We start from the raw sequence: 21,909 nt of genomic DNA on the forward strand, positions 1-21,909 counted from the left end.
GCACGCGATCGTTGCAAATGGCTCCGGCTCACAGCGACGACCCGAAAACCGGACACAGGCAAACATGAGAGCACTCGTCTTCAAGCATTATGGCAAACCGGACCAGATCGCGTTCGTTGATACCCCTCGGCCGGTGCCGAAGCCGAACGAGATTCTCGTCCAGGTCCACGCGGCTGGTTTGAATCCCATCGACACCATGATTCCGAAGGGAACGTTTAAGCCGATCCTCAGCTTTCAGCTTCCGGCCACGCTGGGCAGCGATTTGGCCGGTGTCGTGGTGGAGGTCGGAAGTCGCGTCACCCGCTTCAAGCCGGGCGACGCCGTCTTCGCCAGCATCTTCGACGTGAGCGGCACGGGTGCTCTCGCCGAGTTCGCGACCGTGCCCGAGACGGCCGCCGCGCTCAAACCGGCAAATCTCGACTTCGTGCAGGCGGCCTCGATACCGATGGTGGGACTGACATCGTGGCAGGCGCTGAAGGAACGCACACAGCTCCAGCCTGGTCAAAAGGTGTTCATCCCGGCAGGCGCGGGCGGCATCGGTACTTTCGCGATCCAGCTCGCGAAATATTTCGGCGCGAAAGTGGCGACGACGACGAGTACCGGAAACGTGGATATGGTCCGGAGCCTCGGAGCCGACGAGGTGATCGACTACAAGAAGCAGCCATTTGAGGATGTGTTGCGCGGCTACGATGCCGTATTGGGTACGGTCAGGGGCGACGCAATCGAGAAGTCGCTTCGGATATTGAAACCCGGCAGCGCAATCGTCTCGCTCGTCGGGCCACCCGACGCCGCATTTGCTCGCGTCCGCGGCATGAATGTCTTCATGGTGTTCCTGTTCGGATTGCTGAGCCGCAAGATATTTCGGCGCGCCAAGGCGACCGGCGCGACGTATTCGTTCCTGTTCGTGCACCCGGACGGCGGTCAACTCGCAGAAATCGGTGAGCTCCTCGGGGCCGGGCACATCCGGCCGGTGATCGACAAGGTGTTTCCGTTCGAGCAGGCAAAAGAAGCGCTCGCATATCTCGAGAAAGGACGGACCAAGGGGAAGGTCGTCGTCCAAATCAGTTGAACGCCCTCACAGGAGCGCTGTCGCACGCGCCGCTTGCGAGTGCGCAGCGCCGTCTCGAAGGATGAGCAGCGATCACCCGCCCTTGACGGCTCCCGCGGTGAGTCCGGCCACGATCTGCCGCTGTGCAAACACCGTCAGCAGCAGCACCGGGAGCGTGACGATCAGCGCGGCGGCGGCCAGCGGCCCCCAGCTCAACTGGTCGAACGAGATCATGTTGTAGACGGCGACGGGCAGGGTGCGTGTCTCGCGTCCCGCCAGCACGATGCCGAATACAAAATTGTTCCAGGAGAAGATCACTGCGAGGATGAAGGCGACCGCAATGCCGGGCTTCGCGATCGGCAGGGCGACATGGCGGAACACCTGCCAGCGTGTGGCGCCGTCGATCAGGGCGGCTTCCTCCAACTCCAGTGGCGTGGTCTCGAAATAGCCGATCATGATCCAGATCACGATCGGTACTGTCACCACGAGATGAATGATGATCTGCGGCACCAGCGTGCCGAGCAGTCCCAGCCACTGGAACAGCAGGAACAGCGGGATCAGATAGGACAGACCGGGTGTGATGCGGGCGATCAGGATCACGATCGCGGATTTGTGCGCGGACATGCGCGCGATGCCGTAGCCCGCGGGGACGCCGACGATCAGCGCCAGCAACGTCGCGCTGCCGGTCACGATCAGGCTGTTGATGAAATAGGTCAGGAAGCGGTTGGACGCGAGCACGTCGGCATAGTTCTTCCATGCGATATGCTCGGGGAAGAACACCGGTGGGTAGGCCGCGTTGTCGATCTCGAATTTGAGCGACAACGACAGCATCCAGAGGAAAAACAGGATTGCCGGCGAGACGATGACGAACACCGAAAGCCACAGGCCGATTTGTCCGATGATCTGACGGGGTGTCATGCGCCGCTCTCGATCTCGGTCCACACCATGCGCTGGCGGGCATACAGCATCACCGCCGCAAGCAGGACGATGAGCAGGAAGAACATCACCGCGATCGCCGAGCCGTAGCCGAGGTCGTAATAGGTGAAGGCGACGCTGTAGAGATAGATGTTGATGGTCTCCGACGCGGTGCCCGGGCCGCCCTGGGTAATCGCGAAGATGATGTCGAAACTCTTCACGGCATCGATCATGCGGATCATGCCGGCGATGAACAGGAATGGCATGATCAGCGGCAGCGTGATGAAGCGGAACACCTGCCAGAGATTGGCGCCGTCGATCTGGGCGCTCTCATAGGGCTCGGACGGGATCGCGGCGAGACCGCCGAGCACGATCAGCATGACCAGCGGGGTCCATTGCCAGGTCTCGACCAGCACCAGCGAGGGAATCACGGTTGCGGGATGAAATACCCAGAGCTGCGCTGGTATTCCGACCAGCGACAACAGATAGTTCAGCACGCCCAGCTGCGGGTGGAACATCATGGTCCAGACCAGCGCGATCGCGACGGGCGTTGCCATCATCGGCATGATGAAGACGCCGCGCAGAAAACCGCGGCCGGCGAATTTCTGGTGAAACACAACGGCCGCGAAGGTGCCGAACACCAGCGGCAGCAGCACCGACAGTGCGGTGTAGACCAGCGTGTGACCGATCGCCTCGATGAAACGGGGATCGGTGGTCAGCCTGAGATAGTTGGAGAACCCGACGAAGGTGGTCGCCGAACCGACCTTCCATTCGTTCAAGCTCATCCAGATGGTGAAGACCCACGGGAAAATAATGATCGCAAGCACGACGACCAGCGCCGGCACCACGAACGGCCAATAGGACGGCGGCCGCAACTCCTTCTCCGGCGCGGCAGACTGTGCCGCGGCCGGAGTCGATTGTGTCAACGCACTCACGTCTTCTCGCTACGCTCCAGGATCGGCCGGTACTGATCGTTGGCCTTCTTCAGCTCGGCTGCGGGATCGGCGCCGGACAGGGTCGCGGTGACCGCCGCGCCGACGATGTCGCGGAATTCGGCGACCGGGACCACGACGGGCAGGCCGAGCTTGCTGATCTTGCCCGCCTCGATCACCGATTGCAGCCACTCCTTGGTCTTCACGCCCTTCTGGACCTCGGGATCGCCCAGGATCGAGTTGCGGAACGGCACGCCGCCACCAGCCTGGAGCAGGCGCGCACCCTGTTGCTTCGAGACCGCCCATTGGCAGAGCAGATAGGCAGCTTCCTTGTTCTTGCTCGCCGCCGCAACGCCGATGCCGTCGCCATAAGTCGAGGAATACTGTCCCTTGGGACCGGCGGGTACGACGGTGTAGCCGACCTTGCCGACGATGCGCGAGGCGGCCGGATCTTCCAGCGGCGGCGCCCAGCCGACGCCGTCGATCCACATCGCGGACCTTCCTTGCGTGAAGGAGGCCATCGATTCCATCCAGTTGAAGCCGACGACACCGGGAGGCGCCGACTTCGTCAGCAGCGTCTGATACATCTTGGTCGCGGCAATGGCTTCCGGACCATCGGTCAGGATGTTGCCCTTGGCATCGAGGAACTCGCCGCCATAATTGAGGAAGAAGTTGCTCCACATCGCCATGTTGGCGTTGCGCAGACCGCGTCCGACGAAGCCGTAAATGCCTTCCTTGGGATCGGTGAGCTTCTCGGCGGCCACGACCATCTCGTCGAGGGTCTTGGGGAGGGCGACGCCCTTCTTCGCGAACAGCTCCTTGTTATAGTAGAGGATGAAATAGTCCACCGACCAGGGCAGCGACAGCATCTGGCCCTTGTCGTTCCTGGCGTATTGCAGGCCCGCGGCCGAGAAGTCGCTCTCGACGAGGTCGGGCGCGGTCAGATTCGGGTCCTTCATGTAGGGCGTCAGGTCGGCGAGCCAGCCGGCCTTCTCGAACTGCCGCTTCTGCACGTGATAGCTGAGATGGACGACGTCGAAGCTCGGCCGTCCCGAGGTGAATTCGATCACGACCTTCTGGCGCTGCTGCTGCTCGGGAATCTGCTCAGCTTCGACCTGGATGCCGGTGAGATCGGTAAATTCTTTGAGGTTCTTTTGCAGATTGTCGCCGCGCGGACCTTTGGCGAGAATCACCTCCAGCTTGGTCCCGGCGTATTTCTTCCAGTTCACCTCGGCGCGCGCCGGCATTCCCGTCAGGCTGAGCGCGCCAGCCGCAGCAGTGCCTGTCAAAAACGTACGACGCGAGATTTTGTGGTTGACCACTTGAGGTCCCTCCCTGTGACTCAATTTGGGCGGATACTAGCGGCCGTTCCGCGTCTGCCTAGCCCTAATCTGCGAAATTCAGGGCCGCACGGCCGGCGTCTCAACAGTCATGCCATGCGCGCGCGACATCAAATAGAGTTCGAGCGCAACGAGTTCGGGCGAGCCGTGATCATAGGCCTGTGCCCGGACGCCGCTCATGCAGCTGCGCAGCCGCCGTTCCAGCGATCCCAGCGTCTGCCATTCCAGCCGATACAGCGGATAGCCGGTCGGCTGCGCTTGCGTGATCGGCGCGCCGGCGAGGCGCTTGTCAAAGTTGTCGTCGTGGCAGTTGGTGCATGCGAGGTTGAGCTGGCCCTCGCGCTGCATGAAGAGGTCGCGGCCCTGTTCGACAAAGGGCTTCAGCTGCGGATCGTCGCCGGCGCTGATTGCGACGCCGCGCGATTGATGGGCGACGAAGGCGGACAGTGCCAGGAGGTCGCGGTTTTCGTAGGGAAGCGGTGTCGTCTGCTGATGATTGGCACGGCAGAGATTGATGCGCTGGTCGAGCGTGACCGGGCGACCGAGCGATTTGTCGAAGGCTGGATAGCGCGCTGCGACGCCGTTCATGCTGCTCCTTGCGTCGCCATGACAATCCGCGCAGGCCTTGTCCGCGCTGCCGGTCTTCTTTGCCCAGAGCGTCTCGCCGTCCAGCACGAACAGCATGCCGGGGTTGGAGGTGTCGTCATCCTGCATGGCGCGTGTATCAGGTCCCATGAAGGAATAGCCGGAGCGGCGTGCGTCGGACGGGATCTCGCCGGCGAGCAGGGCGGGTGCCGTGGCAACAAGCGCTGCCGCCGCTATCGCGCGCCAAAAAATCATTCGACGGTGATCGATGCCGATGCGGTCGACGAATAGCCGTTGTCGCCGATCCATTCGAACTCGAACTTGCCGCTCTCCTTCGCGACCGTGAAGAAGGAGAGGTAGGGGTTGGCCGCGATCGCGGGAAACAGGTCGGCGCGAAACACCTCGGTGCCGTTGTAGCTGCAGGTGAAGCTCGTGATGATGTCCCGCGGCACCAGCGCGCCGTCCATGGTGTGGCGGAAGCCGGTCTCCATGATGTGCGAGGTCAGCGTGCGGATCTCGATGATGTCGCCGCGTTTGGCCTTCGCGGGAACGTTGATGAGCGCAGCCATCAGTTCGCCTCCTCGGTGCAGGCGGCCAGCGTTACGACGATCTCGGTTGTGACTTGCCAGAATGTGTCGTCGGACAGGCGTGCGATCGCCACCACCTTCTGGGTGTCGGCGAGACGGATCCTTGTCGAGACCTGGGCGCGGCCGGAGGAGGGGTTGAGATAGAAATTGCCGACGTTCGGCTGCGGGTTCTTCTCGTTGAAGACGTGAATGCTCTTGACGTAATCGGTCGCCGTCATCGGGCTGGCGACGCTCACGGTCATCGGCACGGTGTTGCCGTTCTCGACCAGCGGCGGAATGTCGAGCTTGACCTTGCCGGCGCGGACGGGTGCCTCACCGACGACGTTGCGGATCGCGGCGGTGAGCATCGCCGGTGTCGCCTCGAGCGGCCGCAGCGTGACGATCGGGATTGTGCCTGCGACCGTCATGCTTCCGGCAAGGCTCAGGAATTGTCGTCGCGTGGTCGGCATGAATCTAGTCCCGAAGCGTTGCAAGAAAAGACACGATGTCCTCGATCTCCGCGGCGGACAAGATCGGCTTGCCGGCGAAATTACGTCCGACCCGCACGAGGCCGTCGTTGCGATAATAGGACGGCATGATGGTCTCGGGGTTGAAGCGCGCGGCATCGACCAGCCGAAGCCGCAACTGGCTCGCCGTCCAGCGGTTCCCGGCACCGGCGAGATCAGGTGCGAGGTCGCCCTGGAATCGCGTTTCCGGGAAGGGGCCGGAATGGCAGAGGATGCAAGTCGTGGTGCGCGCCAGCACCAGCGCGCGTCCGCGCGCGGCATCGCCGGGCGTGCCCGTAAGCGATTCCGCGATGCCGTCGCCGGTGACCTTGTAGGGCACAAGCTCGTCTGCGTTCGCGGCGCACGCAAGACCGGCGGCGATCAGCGCGGCGATATGGACGGATGCTCTAGCCAAACGTGTCCGCCGTGATGGTTTGAAACCAGCGCGCGGCCTCGGCCGCCTCGCGGGCGCGCAGCTCGCGCGGCGCATCGACCGGGCTGGTCGCGCCGCCCTCGACCTCGGCGAAGATATCGCCCCTGGGCTGATAGTTGCCGGCGAGGGAAAAGCCATAGCCGGGTGCGACGGTGTTGTAGCAGATTCCGGTCAGCCGCGGCGTCTCCGGCGCGCGGCCCGCGAGCAGGTTGACGATCGCGGCTGCGCAGGCCTTGCCTTGCGCGCCCGCGGCCGAGGCTGATTTGGGAATGCCGCCGCCGAGGCAGGCATCGCCGATGACGTGGATATTTTTGACCAGCTTCGATTCGAAGCTGACGGGGTCGATGGGGCACCAGCCGGTCGCATCCGCTGCGCCAGCGATCCCGGCAATATGTCCCGCACGCTGCGGCGGAATGACATTGGCGACATCAGGCGTGTAGTTCCCGAATTCGGTGACAATGGTCTTCGTCGAAGCATCGACTGAGGTGACGCGGCCGCCTTGCGACAGGGCCACGCGTTCGATCATGTCGCCGTAAAGCTCCTTCCATGCCTTCTCGAACAGCCGCTGCTGGGAGAAATTGTCCTTGGCGTCGAGGATCAGGACTTTCGAGCGCGGCTTCTTCGTTTTCAGATAATGCGCAATCAGGCTGGCGCGCTCGTAAGGCGCCGGCGGGCAGCGCGAGGGATTGGCGGGGATTGCGATGGCGACCGTGCCACCGTCTTCCATCGCCTCCAATTGTCGCCGCAACAGCAGCGTCTGCGCACCGGCCTTCCAGGCGTGCGGCATCTTTTCCGACGCGGCCTCGTCGTAGCCGGGCAACGCCTCAAAATGAAAGTCGATGCCGGGTGAGAGCACGAGACGGTCATAGGGCAGCGCAACGCCATCGGCCGTCACGACACTGCGCTGCTGCGGCTCGATGTGGGTGACGGCCTCGCCGATCACGGTGATGCCTTCGGCGGCGAGCTTGTCATAGTCAAACTGCTGCGCGTCGATCTCGCGCAGGCCTGCGATGACCTCGTTGCTGAAGGGACAGGAGGTGAAGACCGCATTGGGTTCGATCAGGATGATTTGCAAGTTTCCGTGCGCGCGCTTCAGCGCGCGGGCGCAGGCCGCGCCTCCGAACCCTCCGCCGACCACGACGATGCGGCCCGCCGATTGCGCACGCAGGATCGAAGGGATGGCGAGCGATGTGGCTGCGGTGGTGATGCCGAGGACGGCATTTCGCCGTGTCACCGGCACATTCATGAATCTTGTCCGGAAAATGCTGCGGCGGCCCTTGTGGCCGCCGCAGTGCTTTTTTACGCGAAGGTGATGTTCTGGTCGCGCAGCGGTATCGAGCGGATGCGCTTGCCCGTCGCTGCGAAATAGGCGTTGAGCACCGCCGGCGCCGCGACGCCGATGGTCGGCTCGCCGACGCCGCCCCAGAACCCGCCGCTCGGCACCATCACCGATTCCACCTTCGGCATCTCGTTGATGCGCATTGAATTGTAGGTGTCGAAGTTGGTTTGCTCGATCTTGCCGTCCTTGACGGTGCAGCCGCCGTAGAACAATGCGCTGAGGCCATAGACGAAGGAGCCCGCGATCTGCCGTTCGACCTGCGCCGGATTGACGACGTAGCCGGGATCAGTGGAAGCGACGATGCGATGCACCTTGATCTTGTTGCCGTCGGTCACCGAGATTTCGGCGGCGCCGGCAACATAGCTGCCATACCCCATCACCTGCGCAATGCCGCGATAGACGCCCTTCGGAGCCGGCGTGGTCCAGCCGATCTTCTCGGCGACGGCATTGAGCACGGCCAGATGCTTGGGATGATTGCCCATCAGCTTGCGGCGGAATTCGAGCGGATCCTGGCCTGCGGCCTGGGCCAGCTCGTCCATGAAGCATTCCATGTAGATGGCGTTGTGATTGACGTTCACGCCGCGCCAGAAGCCCGGCGGAACGTGCGGGTTGCGCATCGCATGCTCGACCAGGAGGTTCGGCACCGAATAGCCGATCGCGGCTTCGCCGGTTTGAGCGACGCCCTGGAATGCGGCCGGATCCATGCCGTTCTGCAGGGCTTCGGGCCGCAGCGAGAACAGGATCGACTGCCCGGACAGGCGGTAGTGCAGCGCCACCAGATTGTTGTTGGCGTCGAACGCGCCGGTCATCTTGCACTGGGTGATCGGGTGATACCGGCCGTGCGCCATGTCCTCTTCGCGCGACCACACCAGCTTGATCGGTGTGCCCGGCATCTGCTTGGCGATTGCGACGGCCTGGCGGACATAGTCGGTCTGGCCGCGCCGGCCGAAGCCGCCGCCGGGCATCACCTTGTGGACGTCGCACTTCTCGGCCGGCAGGCCCGAGGCCTCCAGCGTCGCCGCGAAGGCCGCTTCGCCGTTCTGTGTTCCGCACCAGACCTCGCATCTGTCCGCCGTGTAGAGCGCCGTGGCGTTCATCGGCTCCATGGTGGCGTGGTTCTGGTAGGGGTAGCTGTAGACGGCCTCCACCTTCTTGGCGGCGGTGGCAATCGCCGCCTTGGCGTCGCCGTTCTTGTTACCGACATAGGCCGGCTGGTCGTTGTCGAGGCCTTCGGCCAGCCACTTCGCGATCGACTCGCTGGAGACTTTGGCGTTCTCGCCCTCGTCCCAGACGATCGGCAGGGCTTCCAGTGCGGTCTTGGCGTGCCACCAGGTATCGGCAACGACCGCGACCGCGGTATCGCCGACCTTGACGACTTTTTTGACGCCTTTCATGCCGGCGATCTTGGCCTCGTCATAGCTCTTCAGCTTGCCGCCGAACACCGGGCAGTCCTTGATCGCCGCGTTCAGCATGCCTGGCAGCTTGACGTCGATGCCGTAGACCATGGTGCCGGTGGTCTTGTCGGCGGTGTCGAGCCGCAGCAGGCCCTTGCCTGCGATGGTCCAGTCTTTGGGATCCTTCAGCTTGACCTCGGCCGGCGGCGTCAACTTTGCGGCGGCTTCAGCGACCTTGCCGTAAGTCGTCGTCTTGCCCGATGCCTTGTGGGTGATGACGCCCTTGGCGACGGTGCATTCGGAGGCCGGCACCTTCCATTCGTCGGCAGCGGCCTGGATCAGCATCAGGCGCGCGGTGGCGCCGCCCTTGCGGACATAGTCGTGCGACGAGCGGATGCCGCGGCTGCCACCGGTGGAGAAGTCGCCCCAGACGCGCTTGCGGGCGACGCTCTGGCCGGGGGTCGGATATTCGGTCGTGACCTTCGCCCAGTCGCATTCGAGCTCTTCTGCGACGAGCTGGGCGAGGCCGGTGAGCGAGCCCTGGCCCATTTCGGAGCGGGCGATGCGGATCACCACGGTGTCATCGGGCCGAATCACGACCCAGGCCGTGACCTCGGGCGAGCCGTCGGCTGCGCGGACCACGGAGGGGCCGCCGAAGGGCAGGTCGAGGCCGATCGCGAGGCCGGCGCCGACAGCGGCGGTGCCGATGACGAAGGCGCGGCGGTTCAACTTGGGAGAAACATGCTTGTTCATGGGGGCGGCTCCTTTAGGCGCTGGCGATCGTGTGGATCGCTTCGCGCACCTGCTGGAAGGTGCCGCAGCGGCAGATATTGGTGATGGCCTCGTCGATGTCGGCGTCGGTCGGCTTCGGCTTCTCGGCGAGCAGCGCGGCGACGGCCATGATCATGCCGCTCTGGCAATAGCCGCATTGTGGAACGTCCTTCGCGATCCAGGCTGCCTGCACCTTGTGCAGCGTGTCGCCGGACGCAAGCCCCTCGATGGTGGTGATCTTCTTGCCTTCGGCCTCGCTGACCGAAACGCCGCAGGAGCGGGTGGCGACGCCGTCCATGTGAACCGTGCAGGCGCCGCATTGTGCAATGCCGCAGCCATATTTGGTGCCGGTCAGGCCGGCATTTTCGCGGATCGCCCAGAGCAGCGGCGTATCCGGCTCGACGTCGAGCGTGAAGGTTTTTCCGTTGATTGTTAGGTTTGCCATCGCAGTCCCCTGATTGGCCCAATCCACCGATTGGACTCAGGGAAACAATGTGTCTGGCAAACTGGAACTGTTCAAATCAATAGTCTGAGGGGTCGCCGTCAAAGGAGCTGGCATGCGCGGGGAAGAATCTCGCGAGTGCGGTGTCGCGACGTGTGAACGGCGGTACGAATCCGCAGCCTTTGGTCGCATCGATTTAATTTGACTATCTGGGGGTATTGTACAACCTTTGGTTTGATGGATCATTAGTCCATCCTAAGGGAGAATCGCCATGGGTCGCATCGTCACGATTGATCTCGAAAAGGTTCTTGCGTCAGGTAACGATCTCAAAGCCAGGTCGCCTTCCGGCCTCACCACCCACGCCGATCTGCTCGGCCTTGCCAGCGACGTCAGCAAGGATCCGGTCGCCTATCTGAGCAGCGTTGGCGTACAGCTCGACGACACGACGGCGTCGATGCTGCGGGGCAAGCTTGCCACACGTTCCGGCGGCGTACAGGCCGGCTCGATCCATATCGACATCCTCTGATCCGGCTTCGGCAATATCTCGTCGGCAGATCATGATGGCCGGCTGACCGGTTCGCCGGGCAGCCGGGATATGGGGTCGTCGGCCATGGCGCTCGGCGCACAATATTTATCCGATTTCCGCGCGGCCAGGGTGACGCCTAAGAATCTCGTTTTGAACGTCACGCTGAAATGCCCGCTCAAGTGCTCGCACTGTTGCTTTTCATCCGACATGTTCCAGGGCGGCCATCTCTCCGCCGCTGACGTTCATCGCTGCATTCAGCAGGCCGCGCAGATCCCGTCGATGGAGATCGTCCATTTCGTCGGTGGCGATCCGATGCTGCACGCGGATATCGTGGCTGACGCCGTGGCTTTGGCCGCGTCGCTGGGCTTGCGTGCGGGCATCACCACGAGTGCGTTCTGGGCCAAGTCGCCCGCGCGCGCGATGGCGGCTGTTCGACGGCTGCGGGTCGCGGGCCTGACCGAAATGACGCTGTCCTATGACGATCCCCACGCCGAGTTTGTGCCGCTGAACTTCATTGCCAATGCGGTCGCGGCCGCGCGGGGCAACGATCTGTTGCTCCGGATCGCGGTGGTGGTCGAGGCCGGCTCGCGGATTACCGCCGCCAGCCTGCGCGTCGATCTTGGCCTTCAGGATGAGCCCGGGATCAACATCTACGAAACTGTCGCCAACTCGACCGGCCGTGGCGAGGGCACGGATGAGGACACGCGAGCGGGGCGCGTTCGCCACGAATCGGCTTACCGCGGACCGTGCGAGTCCGTTCTCCATACTCTCTCAGTCGATCACGAGGGCGGCATCCAGCCCTGCTGCGGCGTGCTTCCTCACTACGATTCCCTCAAAGTGGGCCATATTGCGAAAGAGGGGATCGAAGCCGCTATGCGGGCGGCCGCCGACGATCCTCTCTATCGATGGATCCGGCTCGAAGGGCCGGTTGCCATCCTCACCACTGTCACGGCCGACGATCCCGCGCCGATGCGCGCGGAGGATTTCGACGGCATCTGCACCGCCTGCGATCGAATTTTCCGCTCGCCAGAACTGCTGGCGCGCGTGCGCGCCGCGGCGGAATCGCGACGCAGCCAGATCGAGACTTGCGAGATCCTGCTGGACGGCCAGCCCGCGCCCGCCAACGTCGCGGCCGTCCCATGAGCACCGATGTCCTGTTCTGCTCGGCGCCGGTGATGTCCGTGGTGCGGCCATCGGCGGCGCTCGGCCTGTTGCAGGCGCTGCTGCGGCAAAAGGGCATTCGTGCCGAGACGCTCTATCTGAATCTGCTCTTCGCCGATCGCATTGGGCTCGATCTGAACGAGCAGCTTGCGGAGAAGCTGCCGAGCCATCTGCTCGCGGGCGACTGGCTGTTCGGCGATTGCCTCGGCAAGCGGCCCAACCGGCCGCAGGTGCAGCGCCACATCGGCGAGCTCAGTGCCGCCATCGAGCGCAAGGGGTTCGCGCAGCTCTACGAGATCCGCCGCGATGTGATCCCGTCCTTCGTTGCGGAAGCAGCCGACCGGCTGCTCGAGCGCCAGCCGAAAATCATCGGCTTCACCTCGATGTTCGAGCAGACGGTGGCTTCGCTCGCGATCGCGGCCGCCGTCAAGGCGCGTGATCCGTCCGTCGTGATCTGCTTCGGCGGCGCCAATTGTCACGGGCCGATGGGTGCGGTGCTGCTGAAGAACTTTCCGCAGATCGACTATGTCTTCAACGGCGAGGCGGACACCGTGTTCGGTCCGGCCGTCGAGGCGATCCTGCGCGGCGAGCAGCCGAACGGCCTGCCGGGATGCCTGGCTCGCGATCAGACAACGGCTGGCGCAGCGGCCGGTCCGACGACGATGGATGCGCTGCCGATCCCCGATTACGCCGATTATTTCGCGCAACTTGACGGGCTGTCAGAAGCTGCGCGCGTGCGCCCCTCGATTCCGTTCGAGTCCTCGCGCGGCTGCTGGTGGGGGCAAAAGCACCACTGCACCTTCTGCGGCCTGAACGGCGAGGGCATGGCGTTCCGGGCCAAGTCGGCGCCGCGCGTGCTCAGCGAGATCGAGACACTGTATGCGGCGTTCGGGATCGGACGCTTCGCTGCGACCGACAACATTCTGGGGATGAGCCATATCGACGGTGTGCTGGGCAAGCTCGCCGAGCGCCCGGCGCACGGCTTGCGCTTCTTCTACGAGATCAAGGCCAACATGGACGAGGCGCAGCTCGAGAAGCTGGCGCTCGCCGGGACTGTGTGGCTGCAGCCCGGCATCGAGAGCCTGTCGGACCCGGTACTGCATCTGATGCGCAAGGGCGTGAGTGCTCTGCTCAACCTGCGTCTGCTGCGCAATTGCCGCGAGCTCGGTGTCGGGCTGGTCTGGTCGATCCTCTACGGGTTTCCCGGCGAGCCGCGCGACGCTTACGACGCCGTCGCCAACATGGTTCCCCTGCTCGAACATCTGCAGCCCCCGGTCGGCTGCGGCCGCATCCGCCTCGATCGCTTCAGCCCCAATTTCGAGCGCGCCTCCGAGATCGGCTTTCGTAACGTCACGCCGATGCCGGCCTATGGCGCGATCTACGACGTCCCGGACGAGGACCTCGCCGACCTCGCCTATTTCTTCGAGGGCGACGCGCCAGACGCCGCCCGGGAGCACGACCTCGTGTCGCTCAAGGCCGCAAGCGCTGGCTGGCGCGCGCGATGGTTCGACCAGCCCTTCGCACCGCAATTGACGATGACGGCCGTCGGCACCGCGCATCTCGTCAGCGACACGCGCGCATGCGCGCTTCAGCCGTTCTATTGCCCGACACCGGCCGAGGTCGCCGTGCTCAACCTCCTGCGCAATCCTTGCACGCGGCCGAACGTGGTCGCGCAATTGGCGGATCGTTTCGAGGTGGCGTCTATCGAGGCCGCATTGGATGCGATTTCGGCGCGGCGGTTCGCGATCGAGATCGACGGCAGGATGTTATCGCTGGTCACGGAGGCCGGTCGGGAGATTTTTGATGCCGACGCCCGCGCCGAGTTTCCGCTCGGATTCGTTCTGCCGCGCGAACGCACGACAGCTTTCGCGGGCTTGACGGATGTCCGTAGTGCGCCCGCCGACCTCGAACGGGTGCAGCCATGACCGTCGAAGTCCGCCCGCTCGGCGACAGGTGCAACATCAAGTGCCGCTACTGTTATCAGGAGGGTATCCGCACCGCCGGCAACGTGCCGACGCGCTACGATCTCGATGCGATCATCGCGACGCTCGACAGGCTGGCGGAGCCGTTCAGTCTGTTCGGCGGCGAGATCATGATGACGCGCCGGCCCGATCTCGAACGCCTGATGCAGCTCGGCTTCGACCGCCACGGCGGTGTCGGCATGCAGACCAACGGCACGCTGATCGAGGAGCGCGACATCGAGCTGTTCAGGAAATACCACGTGCGGATCGGTATCTCGATCGACGGCCCGGGACCGCTCAATGATGCCCGCTGGGCCGGGAGTCTGCCGGCGACACGGCGGGCGACCGCGCGCATCGAGGCGGTGATCGAGACGCTGTGCCGGGAAGGCATGCCGCCGAACGTGATCGTGACGCTGAACCGGATGAATGCTGCGCCGGATCGGCTGGAGGTGCTCTGTGCGTGGATCGTGTTTCTCGGCAGCCTCGGCGTACGCAAGCTGCGCCTGCATCTGCTGGAGCAGGACGAGACGGAAGCCGGCGAAGGCCTGCCGCTCAGTGCGCAGGAGAACCTCGTGGCGCTGCGGCGACTGCGCCGGCTCGAACAGGAGCTGCCATCGGTTCAATTCGACATCTTCGCCGAGATGGCTGCGATGCTGAGAGGCGATGATGCACACACCTCGTGCGTCTTCCACGCCTGCGACCCCTATGCGACGCGTGCCGTGGTCGGCGTCGAGAGCGACGGTCGGCTCGGCAATTGCGGCCGCACCAACAAGGACGGCGTGACCCATTTGCGCGCCGGCCGCGAAGCCTTTGAGCGGCAGCTGTCGCTTTACCGTACGCCGCAAGCCGATGGCGGGTGCCAGGGCTGCCGGTTCTTCCTGGCGTGCAAGGGCAATTGTCCGGGCACCGCGATCGGCGGCGACTGGCGGATGCGCTCGATCGATTGCCCGGTGTGGTTCGGTCTGTTCGAGGACATCGAGACCGAGCTTCGGGTGAACGGAGAAGTCGCGATCAGCCGGTCGGAGGGCCGGTCCGATCTCGAAGCGAAAATGATCGCGGCCTGGTCGATCGGTGACAATCCGAGCCTGCATTCGCTGCTCCAGCCGGCGGACGCACCATGACCTCCGCCTGGCTGACATGCTGGTTGACCTGGCCTCGTCCTCCACTCGTGGCCGCGCCGCGGGAGCCCGCCATCGCCAAAGCAGCCGCGCAGCGCATCAGCTTTGGCGGACCGCAAGCGCGCGCAATTTGGCAGCCACGTCTGGACCGTCTCCGCGACGTTGCGATCGCGATCGAACTGGAGATGGTACGCCGCAAGCACATTCCCGCGACGGTGCTGTGGACCGGTTATGATGGTATCGAGGCCTTGACGGAGCGGGTGCGGTCGATCGGTCTTGAGGCCAAGCCGATCAAGGCGTCACTAGGCTATGCCGCGGACGGGCCGCTTGAGGCAACGATCGACGAGCCGAAGCGGCTGCTCGACTATGCGTTCTTGATCGGTGCCACGCCGCTCGACGCATCGATTGCCGAATCGGCAGCGCATGATCTGGAGCAGGCGGCGATACGGTTTGGCTATCCCGCATGCTGCGCTAAATCCTGGGCGGACCATCTTCGGTACGGCGGAAACGACCCATTGGCCAGCTTGCTCGCCCGCGAGGATATGGCGGCCATGCCCGCACATTTCGCGCTGGCGGTGCTGGGACTAGGGCCGGTGAGACACGCGCCGTGTTCGGCGGACTGCTCGGCTACGTGCGATCGATCGCGCGCATTTATCGATCTCGGCCGCGAGCTCGGGTTTGCCGAGGAAATGAGCTGGCTCGAAGAGATCGCGGGTTGGACCGTCGATGCTTCGCTGGTCAATGGAATTGCAGAGGTCACGACGGCCGCATTCCGCTGCACGTGGCTCTCCGACGAGGGCGTGTTGCAACCTCGTCGTGCCGGAGCCGCGCTTCGCCCGGAAAAGCGAAAGGCGTCCGCGGTTGAACTCGCGGACAGCGCCGACATCTTCGCCGAACTCGGCACCGGATTTGAAGCCGCCGGTTTCGGAAGCCCCTTCGCCATGCGCTCGCGTTTCAGCGCCGTGGTGTGGGAGCAGACCGCCGCGTTGCGTCGCGCCACAACGGCCGTGCACGTCGGATGCGGTGATGGCCTGTTGCTGGAGTTGATCGCGCAGACGAAGCCAAAGCTGAAATTATACGGTACCGAGGAAGATACCGCGGCGGCAGGGGCCGCGCGCCGTCGCCTTGGCGCGTCATTGCCGGTGCTCGGCGGGACCAGCATGGAGGCGCTTGCGGCGCTGTCTCGTCTTTCGCCCGAAGGCATCGATCTCGCTTTCGTTGACCCGGAACAGCTTGGCGATCGCGAAGCGCTCGTCGCTCTCCATGCGGTTGCGAGATCGGTGATCGTCATCGGCACCGACCGGTCGCTGCGCCATTTTGGGGATATGGATACGCTTGCGGCAACGCTGGGGCTTGCCTTGCTGCCGGGACGGGCAAGCCGGGTCTCCGCGGCCCTCTCGGCGACGCGTGGCCGCCCGCACTGACCGGCTCGAAGGAGAATGCGCCATGAATGCGATGTCGATTGACTGGGAACGCACCGCACGCCCGCAGGCCGATGGTTACGACACCGCCGTTGCGCTCGGCCTGATCGAAACCGAGCCGACGCCGTGGCGGCCGCTGCCGCCGCAACGACCTCCGGTGAACGGGGCGCCGTCGATTGCGGAGGGCAAGGTGGCCCTGCGCACCGAGGATCCGTTGTTGCCCGCGCCGCGCTTCGTCCCGGATGCACAAGCCGTCCCGGCCATGGAGCAGGCGCTTCATTACGTCCGCCGCTGGCCGCTCGCTGCAAGGCAGTGGCCGGAGATCGTGCACACCATCCAGTGCTATCACGACACCGAGCAGCCGACCGAAGGGCCCGGCCGGCTTGGCTCGGCCAGCCATTCGGTCGATGCGCGGTTCGGAATCATCGGCCTCACGGTGAACTGCCCGCTCGCGATCGCGCAGGCAATCGTCCATGAAATGGCGCATCACAAGCTGCGGGCGTTCGGCGTCGCCAACGAGAACGCGATCCGCATCATCAGCAACCCGCAAGATGAGCTCTATGCCAGCCCGATCGTGGTTGACCGGCCGCGTCCGATGACGGCGGTGCTGCACGCGCAATATTCGTTCATCCACGTCACCCAGCTCGACGTGCACATGCTCGAGCAGGAAGAGGATCCGCAGGTGCGGAACGACATCCGCGCGCTGCTCGCCCGCAATGCCTCGCGGATGGAGACGGGGTTCGAGACGTTGCGGCAGCACGCCCGCACCGACGCGGCCGGCCGCGAGTTTCTCGGCGCATTCTTCGCCTGGTGCAGCGATGTCCTGGCGACCAGCCGGAAGATGCTGGCGACCGAGCGCGCCTGATCGGTTCGCTCAGCCGGGGTCCCGGTTCCAGCCCGAAACGCCAGATATGCGGCTTGGGGCGACGCTAACGGCGGTTCCAGAGCCGATCGACGCTGCGTTGCGGCGACAGTTTGTCCCTTTTGACGAGGTGCAAGACGGCAACGCTTTGCTACACTGCACCCGAGTCAGAAGGAGTTCCATGAACGTGGCGAGCCCTCGCAATGTGCTGATGCTCTATCCGCTGTTTACGGCGGAGTCGTTCTGGAGCTTTGGCGAATCCTGCAAGCTGATGGGCGTGCGGCGCCCCGCGGCTCCCCTCGGCCTGATCACGGTCGCCGCGATGTTGCCGAAGGACTGGACGGTCCGGCTGATCGATTGCAACACGCAAGCTTTCGGTGACGAGGATCTCGCCTGGGCCGATGTCGTCTTTACCGGCGGAATGCTGCCGCAGCAGGCCGACACGCTGCGCCTGATCGACGTCTGCCGCGCCGCGGGCAAGCCGGTGGTCGTCGGCGGTCCCGATCCGACCTCCAGCCCGCACATCTACGAGAAGGCGGACTTCCGGGTGCTCGGCGAGGCCGAGAGCGTCATCGAGGAGTTCATCGCGGCGTGGGAGAGCGGGACGCGCTCCGGCGTCTTCACCGCGCCGAAATTCCAGGCTGACGTCACCAGCACGCCGGTGCCGCGTTTCGACCTGCTCAAGTTCGAGGACTATCTCTATCTCGGTGTGCAATATTCGCGCGGCTGTCCGTTCACCTGCGAGTTTTGTGACATCATTGAGCTCTACGGTCGCGTGCCCAGGACCAAGACGACCGAGCAGATGTTTGTCGAGCTCGAGACGCTGTACCAGATGGGCTATCGCGGCCATCTCGACTTCGTCGACGACAACTTCATCGGCAACAAGAAGTCGCTGCGGCAGTTCCTGCCGCAGCTCGCAGAATGGCAGCGCGCGCACGGCTATCCGTTCGAATTGTCGACGGAAGCCTCGGTCAATCTGGCCGACGATCCGGAATTGCTCGACCTGATGGGCGCGGCCAATTTCTTTGCCATCTTCGTCGGCATCGAAAGCCCGGATCCCGCGACGCTGGTCGCGATGCGGAAGAAGCAGAACACAAGGCGCAACATCGCCGAGAGCATTCACAAGATCTACGGCGCCGGCATGCTCGTCACCGCCGGCTTCATCGTCGGCTTCGACAGCGAGAAGGTTGCGATGGCGGACGCCATGGTCGACTTCATCGAGGAGGCCGCCATTCCCGTCGCCATGGTCGGTCTGCTCTATGCGTTGCCGAACACGCAGCTCACGCGGCGTCTCGCCAAGGAAGGCCGGCTGCACGCGGACCACGATCTGGCGTCGACCACGGGCGGCGACCAGTGCACCGGCGGCATCAATTTCGATCCGGTCCGTCCGCTGCGCGATATCCTGATGGACTACAAGACCGTGCTCGAGCGCGTCTATAGCCCGGCGGCTTATGCAGGCCGCATCGACAAGTTGATGACGCTGCTCGACCGCTCCAGGCAGCGCCATGAGCTCGCCGAAGGCGACATCCGCGCCAAGGTCGGTGCGATGGAGACGGTGCATCGCGTGGTGACCGCGATTCCGAACGGGCGGCCGCTGTGGCAGACCTTCATGAACTGCGCCAAGCGCGATACGTCATCGGCGCGCATCGCGGTGCAGATGATCGCGGCCTATGCCCATCTCGGGCCGTTCTCGCGCAAGGTCATCGAGGCCATCGACGCGCGTCTTGCGGCGCTGGATGACGAGACAGTCATCCCGGTGGCAGCCACGATCGACGCGACCGCGGCGCGGCATTTGGCCTAAAGTCGCTCCTTCACCGCCAGCCGCAGAAAGCTCATCACGGCGCCGAGCGCGGCAAAGCCCGCGCCGAGCGCCAGCGCGACGGTGGCGCCGTTGTGTCCGGCCATGGCGAAGCAGGCCGCCGCGAGCGCGGCACCCGTCGTCTGTCCCGTCAGCCGCGCGGTCGCGACGATGCCGGAGGCGCTGCCGCTGCGATGGGGCGGCGCGCTCGACATCACCGCCTTCATGTTCGGCGCCTGGAAGAAGCCGAACCCCATGCCGCAGATCACCATCCGCCAGATGATGTCGGGGATGGCCGGATCGGACGGCAGCATCGCGAGCAGCGCCATGCCGATGCCAAGCATCACGAGCCCGACGCCGCCCAAGAGCCCGACCGCATGCCGATCGGAGAGGCGCCCCGCGATCGGCGCCATGATGCCGACGACCAGCGGCCACGGCGTCATGAAGAATCCGGTCTCGACCTGCGAACGTCCCAGCACGTCTTCGAAATAGAACGGCAGCGAGACGAAGGCGAGGCCTTGGACGGCGAACGAGCACACCGCGGTTGCCGCCGACAGCGCGAACATCGGACGGGCGAACAAATCGATCGGCAGCATCGGCGCAGGATGATCGGCATGACGGCGCATCAGGATGAAGCCGAGCACGAGCGCGGTGACCAGTTCGACGCCTACGATCACAGGCGACAGGTTATGCGCGGCGCTGCCGATGCCGGTGATGAACAGGCCGAGACAGGCCGACGCGAGAGCCGCTCCGAGGAAATCAAAGCCGTGATCGGCGCGCGGCGTCTTCGGCAGCATCGCAAAGCCGATGCCGGTCGCGACGAGGCCGAACGGGATGTTGATGGCGAACAGCCACGGCCATGGACCGACCGCAAGGATGGCGGAGGCGACCGACGGACCGAAGGTAAAGGCGGTCGCGACCACCAGCGCGTTGTGGCCAAAGCCGCGGCCGAGCATCCGGCCGGGATAGACAAAGCGCACCAGCGCCGTGTTGACGCTCATGATGCCGCTGGCGCCCAGGCCTTGCAGCGTACGCGCGACCAGCAGGCTGTCCAGCGACCACGCCACCGCGCAGAACAGCGAGGCGATGGTGAACAGGATCAGGCCGCCGAGATAGATGCGCTGGTGCCCGACGATCTCGCCGAGTGCGCCCAACGGCAACAGCGTTGCCACCAGCGCGATCTGGTAGACGTTGACGACCCAGACCGATTGCTCCGGCGTGACATGCAGGTCGGCGGCAATGGAGGGCAGGGCGATGTTGGCGATCGCGGTGTCGAGCGATGCCATCGCCAGTGCGGTGAAGATCGCGGCGATCGCCCAGCGCCGCTGCGCGGGCGGCAGGCCGTCGGACGTGGTGTGGTCGGGCTCGCGCGCGGCGGCGGGTAACGTGATTGTCATTGCGTTCGCGCGTTGCTCCGGCGGCGTGCCTCAAGGGGACTTTTGGCATGTACTACGGCCGGGGTCGCTTCCACAGGCACAAGCACGCATGCATTGTATGCGCGAAGGCTGGGCGATGGTGCCTGTCGCTGGCGTATGATCGCCGTGACCGCAATTTCAGGGGATCGCCATGCAAATCGTCGTTCTGCCCGGTGACGGCATTGGACCGGAGATCACGGCCGCGACATCGGGCGTGCTGCGCGCGGCCTCCGAGCGCTTCCAGCTCAATGTGCGTCTGGAGGAGCACGCGGTGGGACACGCGAGCCTGAAGCTGTCGGGCACGACGGTGCGCCCCGAGCTGCTCGACATCGTCCGCGCCGCCGACGGCCTGATCCTCGGGCCGACAGCGACCTTCGACTTCAAGGACGAGGCGCATGGCGAGATCAATCCATCGCGCTACTTCCGCAAGAGCCTCGACCTCTACGCCAATGTCAGGCCGGCGCGCACCTATGCGGGCCGGCCCGGCCGGGTCGGCGAGTTCGACCTCGTCGTCGTCCGCGAGAATACCGAAGGGTTTTATGCCGACCGCAACATGGAGCAGGGCAATGGCGAGATGCTGGTCACGCCTGACGTCGTGATCTCGCTGCGCCGGATCACGCGCCTCTGCTGCGAGCGCATCGCGCATGCCGCGTGTCGTCTGGCGATGAAGCGGCGCAAGCATCTGACCATCGTGCACAAGGCCAATGTGCTGAAGATCGGCGACGGCATGTTTCTCGACATCTGCCGCGCGGCGGCGAAGGCCTATCCCGGTCTTGCCGTCGACGACATCCTGGTCGATGCCATGATGGCGCATGTGGTGCGCAACCCTGATCGCTTCGACGTCATCGTCGCCACCAACATGTTCGGCGATATTCTCTCCGATCTCACGGCGGAGCTGTCAGGCAGCCTCGGCCTCGGCGGCTCGCTCAATGTCGGGGACCGCTACGCCATGGCGCAGGCCGCGCACGGCTCGGCGCCCGACATCGCGGGGCAGGACGTCGCCAATCCGGTCTCGCTGATCCTGTCGACCGCGCTGCTGCTCGGCTGGCACGGCGAGAAGACCGGCGCCGTGCGCTACGAGGAGGCTGCGCGTGCGATCGAGGCCGCGGTGGCGAAGGCGCTTCGCGAGGGCAGGGCGACGCGTGACGTCGGCGGCAAGCTCGGCACGATCGCGGCGGGGGCTGCAATCGCGGAGATCCTGCAAGCGGAGTGAGGGGCTTGCGCGTTTTTTTGTTAGGCTCAAAACAAAAAGTCGAAAAACAACCCCATGCACAGTAGAAGGCCCCTTGATCGATAAGGGGTTTTTGAAACGTGTGACGACGACCATCGTGACCGTGGTCACGTTGACCCGTCGGGCAAAACACTGGCATGATGCT

At 64.6% G+C, this 21,909-nt stretch carries 20 protein-coding genes; 9 read left to right on the forward strand and 11 right to left on the reverse strand.

The window, feature by feature from the left end; translation table 11 throughout:
- Window positions 1–64: 64 nt before the first annotated feature.
- Entirely contained in the window at window positions 65–1,069 is a 1,005-nt protein-coding gene (locus tag AB7532_RS09705) for an NADP-dependent oxidoreductase (protein ID WP_441234577.1), read from the forward strand.
- 72 nt (window positions 1,070–1,141) lie between these two features.
- Here AB7532_RS09705 and AB7532_RS09710 read toward each other — a convergent pair whose 3' ends face one another.
- The 10 genes from AB7532_RS09710 to AB7532_RS09755 form a co-directional block, all read right to left on the reverse strand.
- Entirely contained in the window at window positions 1,142–1,966 is an 825-nt protein-coding gene (locus tag AB7532_RS09710; RefSeq protein WP_441234578.1) for a carbohydrate ABC transporter permease, read from the reverse strand.
- Window positions 1,963–2,898: a carbohydrate ABC transporter permease gene (locus tag AB7532_RS09715; protein ID WP_441234579.1), complete on the reverse strand. Its 936-nt coding sequence runs from the start codon at window positions 2,896–2,898 to the stop codon at window positions 1,963–1,965. The genes AB7532_RS09710 and AB7532_RS09715 overlap by 4 nt, the downstream gene beginning before the upstream one ends.
- A complete protein-coding gene (locus tag AB7532_RS09720) occupies window positions 2,895–4,217 on the reverse strand; it encodes an extracellular solute-binding protein (RefSeq protein WP_441234580.1) in 1,323 nt (440 codons plus the stop codon). The genes AB7532_RS09715 and AB7532_RS09720 overlap by 4 nt, the downstream gene beginning before the upstream one ends.
- A gap of 78 nt (window positions 4,218–4,295) precedes the next feature.
- Complete coding sequence (soxA, locus tag AB7532_RS09725; RefSeq protein ID WP_441234581.1) at window positions 4,296–5,075, reverse strand: sulfur oxidation c-type cytochrome SoxA; 780 nt, start codon at window positions 5,073–5,075, stop codon at window positions 4,296–4,298.
- Window positions 5,072–5,389, reverse strand: coding sequence for a thiosulfate oxidation carrier complex protein SoxZ (gene soxZ / locus AB7532_RS09730; protein WP_441234582.1), 318 nt, complete (start codon window positions 5,387–5,389; stop codon window positions 5,072–5,074). The genes soxA and soxZ overlap by 4 nt, the downstream gene beginning before the upstream one ends.
- On the reverse strand, window positions 5,389–5,856 hold the full coding sequence (locus AB7532_RS09735; RefSeq protein WP_441234583.1) for a SoxY-related AACIE arm protein: 468 nt from the start codon (window positions 5,854–5,856) through the stop codon (window positions 5,389–5,391). Before AB7532_RS09735 ends, soxZ begins: the two co-directional genes overlap by 1 nt.
- 4 nt (window positions 5,857–5,860) lie before the next feature.
- A complete protein-coding gene (gene soxX / locus AB7532_RS09740) occupies window positions 5,861–6,307 on the reverse strand; it encodes a sulfur oxidation c-type cytochrome SoxX (RefSeq protein ID WP_441234584.1) in 447 nt (148 codons plus the stop codon).
- Window positions 6,300–7,571, reverse strand: coding sequence for an FCSD flavin-binding domain-containing protein (locus AB7532_RS09745; RefSeq protein WP_441234585.1), 1,272 nt, complete (start codon window positions 7,569–7,571; stop codon window positions 6,300–6,302). Before AB7532_RS09745 ends, soxX begins: the two co-directional genes overlap by 8 nt.
- 53 nt (window positions 7,572–7,624) lie before the next feature.
- Window positions 7,625–9,811, reverse strand: coding sequence for a molybdopterin cofactor-binding domain-containing protein (locus AB7532_RS09750; RefSeq protein ID WP_441234586.1), 2,187 nt, complete (start codon window positions 9,809–9,811; stop codon window positions 7,625–7,627).
- A gap of 13 nt (window positions 9,812–9,824) precedes the next feature.
- The gene (locus AB7532_RS09755; protein WP_441234587.1) at window positions 9,825–10,274 is read right to left on the reverse strand and encodes a (2Fe-2S)-binding protein; all 450 of its coding nucleotides are present in this window, start codon (window positions 10,272–10,274) and stop codon (window positions 9,825–9,827) included.
- A gap of 268 nt (window positions 10,275–10,542) precedes the next feature.
- Between AB7532_RS09755 and AB7532_RS09760 the strand changes: the two genes are divergently transcribed.
- The 7 genes from AB7532_RS09760 (at window position 10,543) to AB7532_RS09790 (ending at window position 19,121) form a co-directional block, all read left to right on the forward strand.
- Entirely contained in the window at window positions 10,543–10,797 is a 255-nt protein-coding gene (locus AB7532_RS09760; protein ID WP_441234588.1) for a hypothetical protein, read from the forward strand.
- A gap of 84 nt (window positions 10,798–10,881) precedes the next feature.
- Window positions 10,882–11,940 (forward strand): radical SAM protein, encoded by a 1,059-nt coding sequence (locus tag AB7532_RS09765; protein ID WP_441234589.1) that lies wholly within the window; start codon window positions 10,882–10,884, stop codon window positions 11,938–11,940.
- Window positions 11,937–13,883 carry a RiPP maturation radical SAM C-methyltransferase gene (locus tag AB7532_RS09770; protein ID WP_441234590.1) on the forward strand — a complete coding sequence of 649 codons (1,947 nt, stop codon included), beginning with the start codon at window positions 11,937–11,939 and terminating at the stop codon, window positions 13,881–13,883. Before AB7532_RS09765 ends, AB7532_RS09770 begins: the two co-directional genes overlap by 4 nt.
- Complete coding sequence (locus AB7532_RS09775) at window positions 13,880–15,040, forward strand: radical SAM protein (RefSeq protein WP_441234591.1); 1,161 nt, start codon at window positions 13,880–13,882, stop codon at window positions 15,038–15,040. The genes AB7532_RS09770 and AB7532_RS09775 overlap by 4 nt, the downstream gene beginning before the upstream one ends.
- Entirely contained in the window at window positions 15,037–16,461 is a 1,425-nt protein-coding gene (locus AB7532_RS09780; RefSeq protein WP_441234592.1) for a hypothetical protein, read from the forward strand. Before AB7532_RS09775 ends, AB7532_RS09780 begins: the two co-directional genes overlap by 4 nt.
- 22 nt (window positions 16,462–16,483) lie before the next feature.
- Complete coding sequence (locus tag AB7532_RS09785; RefSeq protein WP_441234593.1) at window positions 16,484–17,323, forward strand: aKG-HExxH-type peptide beta-hydroxylase; 840 nt, start codon at window positions 16,484–16,486, stop codon at window positions 17,321–17,323.
- A gap of 178 nt (window positions 17,324–17,501) precedes the next feature.
- Window positions 17,502–19,121, forward strand: coding sequence for a B12-binding domain-containing radical SAM protein (locus tag AB7532_RS09790; protein ID WP_441234594.1), 1,620 nt, complete (start codon window positions 17,502–17,504; stop codon window positions 19,119–19,121).
- On the opposite strand, the gene AB7532_RS09795 is transcribed toward AB7532_RS09790, so the two are convergent.
- Window positions 19,118–20,515 carry an MFS transporter gene (locus AB7532_RS09795; protein ID WP_441234595.1) on the reverse strand — a complete coding sequence of 466 codons (1,398 nt, stop codon included), beginning with the start codon at window positions 20,513–20,515 and terminating at the stop codon, window positions 19,118–19,120. The two genes, AB7532_RS09790 and AB7532_RS09795, sit on opposite strands and share 4 nt — an antisense overlap.
- Before the next feature lie 169 nt (window positions 20,516–20,684).
- On the opposite strand from AB7532_RS09795, the gene AB7532_RS09800 reads away from it, so the two are divergent.
- The gene (locus AB7532_RS09800) at window positions 20,685–21,746 is read left to right on the forward strand and encodes an isocitrate/isopropylmalate dehydrogenase family protein (RefSeq protein WP_441234596.1); all 1,062 of its coding nucleotides are present in this window, start codon (window positions 20,685–20,687) and stop codon (window positions 21,744–21,746) included.
- Window positions 21,747–21,909: the final 163 nt, after the last annotated feature.

The sequence above is a fragment of the Bradyrhizobium sp. 930_D9_N1_4 genome (assembly GCF_052076015.1).
Lineage (GTDB): Bacteria > Pseudomonadota > Alphaproteobacteria > Rhizobiales > Xanthobacteraceae > Bradyrhizobium.

Coding starts and splice junctions, on each gene's coding strand:
- AB7532_RS09705 (WP_441234577.1), top strand. CDS start 65: ATGAGAGCACTCGTCTTCAAGCATTATGGCAAACCGGACCAGATCGCG.
- AB7532_RS09710 (WP_441234578.1), bottom strand. CDS start 1,966: ATGACACCCCGTCAGATCATCGGACAAATCGGCCTGTGGCTTTCGGTG.
- soxA (WP_441234581.1), bottom strand. CDS start 5,075: ATGATTTTTTGGCGCGCGATAGCGGCGGCAGCGCTTGTTGCCACGGCA.
- soxZ (WP_441234582.1), bottom strand. CDS start 5,389: ATGGCTGCGCTCATCAACGTTCCCGCGAAGGCCAAACGCGGCGACATC.
- AB7532_RS09735 (WP_441234583.1), bottom strand. CDS start 5,856: ATGCCGACCACGCGACGACAATTCCTGAGCCTTGCCGGAAGCATGACG.
- AB7532_RS09745 (WP_441234585.1), bottom strand. CDS start 7,571: ATGAATGTGCCGGTGACACGGCGAAATGCCGTCCTCGGCATCACCACC.
- AB7532_RS09750 (WP_441234586.1), bottom strand. CDS start 9,811: ATGAACAAGCATGTTTCTCCCAAGTTGAACCGCCGCGCCTTCGTCATC.
- AB7532_RS09755 (WP_441234587.1), bottom strand. CDS start 10,274: ATGGCAAACCTAACAATCAACGGAAAAACCTTCACGCTCGACGTCGAG.
- AB7532_RS09760 (WP_441234588.1), top strand. CDS start 10,543: ATGGGTCGCATCGTCACGATTGATCTCGAAAAGGTTCTTGCGTCAGGT.
- AB7532_RS09765 (WP_441234589.1), top strand. CDS start 10,882: ATGGCGCTCGGCGCACAATATTTATCCGATTTCCGCGCGGCCAGGGTG.
- AB7532_RS09770 (WP_441234590.1), top strand. CDS start 11,937: ATGAGCACCGATGTCCTGTTCTGCTCGGCGCCGGTGATGTCCGTGGTG.
- AB7532_RS09775 (WP_441234591.1), top strand. CDS start 13,880: ATGACCGTCGAAGTCCGCCCGCTCGGCGACAGGTGCAACATCAAGTGC.
- AB7532_RS09780 (WP_441234592.1), top strand. CDS start 15,037: ATGACCTCCGCCTGGCTGACATGCTGGTTGACCTGGCCTCGTCCTCCA.
- AB7532_RS09785 (WP_441234593.1), top strand. CDS start 16,484: ATGAATGCGATGTCGATTGACTGGGAACGCACCGCACGCCCGCAGGCC.
- AB7532_RS09790 (WP_441234594.1), top strand. CDS start 17,502: ATGAACGTGGCGAGCCCTCGCAATGTGCTGATGCTCTATCCGCTGTTT.
- AB7532_RS09795 (WP_441234595.1), bottom strand. CDS start 20,515: ATGACAATCACGTTACCCGCCGCCGCGCGCGAGCCCGACCACACCACG.
- AB7532_RS09800 (WP_441234596.1), top strand. CDS start 20,685: ATGCAAATCGTCGTTCTGCCCGGTGACGGCATTGGACCGGAGATCACG.